This window comes from Kitasatospora phosalacinea (assembly GCF_000716545.1).
GTDB lineage: Bacteria > Actinomycetota > Actinomycetes > Streptomycetales > Streptomycetaceae > Kitasatospora > Kitasatospora phosalacinea.
Genome location: NZ_JNWZ01000137.1, coordinates 1 through 3,421, shown reverse-complemented (window position 1 = coordinate 3,421; position 3,421 = coordinate 1). Strand labels below are relative to the sequence as shown.

The 3,421-nt window shown below is 70.6% G+C and carries 4 protein-coding genes; 1 reads left to right on the top strand and 3 read right to left on the bottom strand.

What is annotated here, in order from left to right; all coding sequences use genetic code 11:
- The 3 genes from OO48_RS33730 to OO48_RS33720 all read right to left on the bottom strand — a co-directional run.
- Window positions 1–807 (bottom strand): ATP-binding cassette domain-containing protein (locus OO48_RS33730; protein ID WP_106970489.1); only part of this gene is annotated, 807 nt, incomplete at its 3' end.
- Window positions 807–1,802 (bottom strand): ABC transporter permease, encoded by a 996-nt coding sequence (locus OO48_RS33725; RefSeq protein WP_033223406.1) that lies wholly within the window; start codon window positions 1,800–1,802, stop codon window positions 807–809. The genes OO48_RS33725 and OO48_RS33730, both read right to left, overlap by 1 nt.
- 124 nt (window positions 1,803–1,926) lie before the next feature.
- Window positions 1,927–2,952, bottom strand: coding sequence for a sugar ABC transporter substrate-binding protein (locus tag OO48_RS33720; protein ID WP_033223405.1), 1,026 nt, complete (start codon window positions 2,950–2,952; stop codon window positions 1,927–1,929).
- Between the two features lie 265 nt (window positions 2,953–3,217).
- On the opposite strand from OO48_RS33720, the gene OO48_RS33715 reads away from it, so the two are divergent.
- Window positions 3,218–3,421, top strand: a 204-nt coding sequence (locus OO48_RS33715) for a PfkB family carbohydrate kinase (protein WP_033223403.1), incomplete at its 3' end; no start/stop codon positions are given.

Here is a 3,421-nt window from a genome sequence, read left to right as displayed (position 1 = left end):
GGCGGCGGCGTCCGCCACGACAGTACCGCCGCCGTCCCGGTCGACGGTGAGCGCACCGGTCATGATCGCCACGACCTCGGACATGGAGTAGTCGGACGGCTTGATCAGGGCCTCGCGCCGTCCCATCCGGTGCACGTGGATGCGGTCGGCGATCTCGAAGACGTGCGGCATGTTGTGGCTGATCAGGATGACCGGCAGCCCCTTGTCACGGACCCGGCGGATCAGGTCGAGGACCTGCCCGGACTCCTTGACGCCCAGGGCCGCGGTGGGCTCGTCCATCACGACGACGCTGCGGGCCCAGGCGACGGCGCGGGCCACCGCCACGGCCTGGCGCTGGCCGCCGGAGAGGGTCTCCACCGGCTGGGTGAGCGAGCGCAGGCCGATCTTGAGGTCGGCCATGTGCGCGGCGGCCTCCTCGCGCATCCGCTTCTTGTCCACCATCCGCAGGACGCTGCCGAGCGGGCCGGGCCGGCGCAGTTCGCGGCCGAGGAACATGTTGGAGGCGATGTCCATCGAGGCGGCCACCGCGAGGTCCTGGTACACGGTCTCGATGCCGTGGGCCCGGGCGTCCTGCGGCCCGTTGAAGCGGATCACCTCGCCGTTCAGGCGGATCTCGCCCTCGTCGGGGGTGACGGCGCCGGTGAGCGCCTTGATCAGGCTGGACTTGCCGGCGCCGTTGTCGCCGATGACGGCCAGCACCTCGCCGGGCAGCAGGTCGAAGTCGGCGCCGTCGATGGCGGTGACGTGGCCGTAGCGCTTGACCAGGCCCCGGGCCTGGATCACGGGGGTGGCGGTGGTGGTGCTCATCAGCGGATCCTCTTCCGGGAGATCTGGTCGACGGTCACGGCGAGGATGACCAGGACGCCGGTGATCAGGGTCTGGTAGATCGAGGCGACGCCCATCAGCTGGAGGCCGTTGCGGAACACGCCCACGATGAGGGCGCCGATCAGCGAGCCCAGCACGCTGCCTCGGCCGCCGAACAGGCTGGTGCCGCCGAGGACGACGGCGGTGATGCTGTCGAGGTTGTCGGTCTGCCCGGCCTGCGGGTCGCCGACCCCGGTGCGGGAGATCAGCAGCAGCGCGGCGATGCCGTACACCAGTCCGGCGATCGCGTAGAGGCCGATGGTGAGGCGGCCGGTGCGGATGCCGTTGAGCCGGGCGGCCTCGGGGCTGTTGCCCAGGGCGTACACGTGGCGGCCCCAGGAGGTGCTGCTCAGCAGGTAGGCGAACAGGCCGAACAGCGCCAGGGCCAGCAGCGAGCCGTAGGTGACGTCGGTGTCGCCGAGCGGGAACGTCTCGCCGAGGAAGGTCAGCGCGCGGGGCAGGTCGCTGACGGTCTGCTCGTTCGAGTAGATGTGGGTGAGCGCGAAGGCGACGTTCAGCATGCCGAGCGTCACGATGAACGGCGGCAGCGGGATCAGCTTCACCAGCAGGCCGTTGAGCAGTCCGAAGCCCGCGCACACCGCCAGGCCCAGCGCGATGGCCACCAGCGGCGGGACGGTGCCCTCGGCGGCCGTCTTCGCGATCACGATCGAGCCGAAGGCCATCACCGCGCCGCAGGACAGGTCGATCCCGGCGGTGAGGATGATCAGCGTCTGCCCCACGGCCAGCGCACCGACCACCATCACCTGCTGGATGATCAGGGAGAAGTTCCCGCCGGACAGGAACTGGTCCGTCATCAGGGAGAAGAAGGCGCAGGCCAGCACGAGCGCGGCCAGCGGGCCCGCGACCGGGGCCGTCGCCAGCCGCCGCAGCGTCGAAGGCCCGGTCAGGTTTCCGTACGGGACGGTGGATGAGGTCATGAGAGGTCCTTGCCGGTGAAGCGGATCGGGAGCGCCGAGTGGCGGCGTCACGACGGGTGGGAGCGGTCCGGGCCGGGTCGGGGCAGGAGATCCGGCCCGGACCGCTGGTTCAGCGGGGCGCGGCTCAGCCCCAGCAGTTCTCCAGGCCGTAGGCGGTGTCCTTGGCCTCGACGCCGGCCTGCGGCTTGTCGGTGACCAGGTGGACGCCGGTGTCGGTGTAACCGATGGGCTTCACACCGGACTTGGCGTACTCGGCGATGGCCTTGACGCCCTCCGAGGCCATCACCAGCGGGTACTGCTGGGAGGTCGCGGCGATCTTCCCGTCCTTGACGGCCTGGGTGCCGGTGCAGCCGCCGTCGACCGAGACGATCAGGACGTCCTTCTCCCGGCCCTTGGCCTTCAGCGCGGTGTAGGCGCCCAGCGCGGCGGGCTCGTTGATGGTGTAGACGACGTTGACGTCGGGCGCCTTCTGCAGGCAGTTCTCCATCGCGGTCTGGCCCTTGGCCTGGTCCCCGCCGGTGTCCTGGGAACAGACCACCGACGGGTCGCCCTCCTTGACGCCGAAGCCCTGCAGGAACCCGTCGTGGCGCAGCTGTCCGACGGCGACGCCCGGTGCGAGGTCCAGGGTGGCGATCCTGGCGGTCTTGCCCGCCATCGCGGCCTTGGCGTACTCGCCGATCAGCCGGCCCGCCTTCTCGTTGTCGGTGGCGAACAGGGCGTCGGTGCCGTCGACCGGGTCGGTGGGACTGTCGAGGGCGATCACCACGACGCCCTTGTCCCGGGCCTTCTTGATCGCGGGCAGGATCGCCTTCGAGTCGCTCGGGGTGATCAGGATGCCCTTGACCCCGGCGGCCACCATGTTCTCGATCGCCGCGATCTGGCCCGCGTTGTCGCCGTCGAACTTGCCCGCCGCGGTGCTCAGCGTGACGTCGTTCTCCTTGGCGGCCTTCTGCGCGCCCTCCTTCATCTTCACGAAGAACGGGTTGGTGTCGGTCTTGGTGATCAGGCCGACCTTGACCGCACCGCCGGCGGAGCCGGTGCCGCCGGAGCCCTTCGAACCGGAGCCGCACGCGGTCAGCGTGAGCGCCAGGCCACCGGCCAGCACGACGGCCGCGGTTCTGGTCAGGGTGGTGCGAGAGGCGAGGGACATGGTGGCTCCTGGGGGTGCGGCCCGGGCGGACAGGGCGGGCATCAGTTGCATCGGGAATGTCATCGTTGACTTGTGTCATCGTTGACATCGGCTTGGGAGTGATGATGAAGTCTGCGCAACCCGGGCCACAAGCCCTTCCGGCGTAACGACTGGGTAACGCGGCCGCAATCAACCTCGCCGCCCGGCGGAGAGCCGTCCGCCCGGTTCCCGTAGTCCGGAGCGTCCGGTTCGCCCCTGTTCCTCCTAGCATCCGAAAGGCGCAACGATGGCCCAGCGCCCGATCGCCGTCCTCGGGGAGTGCGTCGCCGACGCCTTCGCCGACGCCCTCCAGCCCCGTCCCGGCGAGCTCGCCCTGCGCGTCCTGCCGGGCGGCGGACCGGCCAACACCGCCGTGGCGCTGGCCCGGCTCGGCACCCCCACCCGCTTCCTCGGCCGGCTCTCCACCGACGCCTTCGGCGCGCTCTTCCGC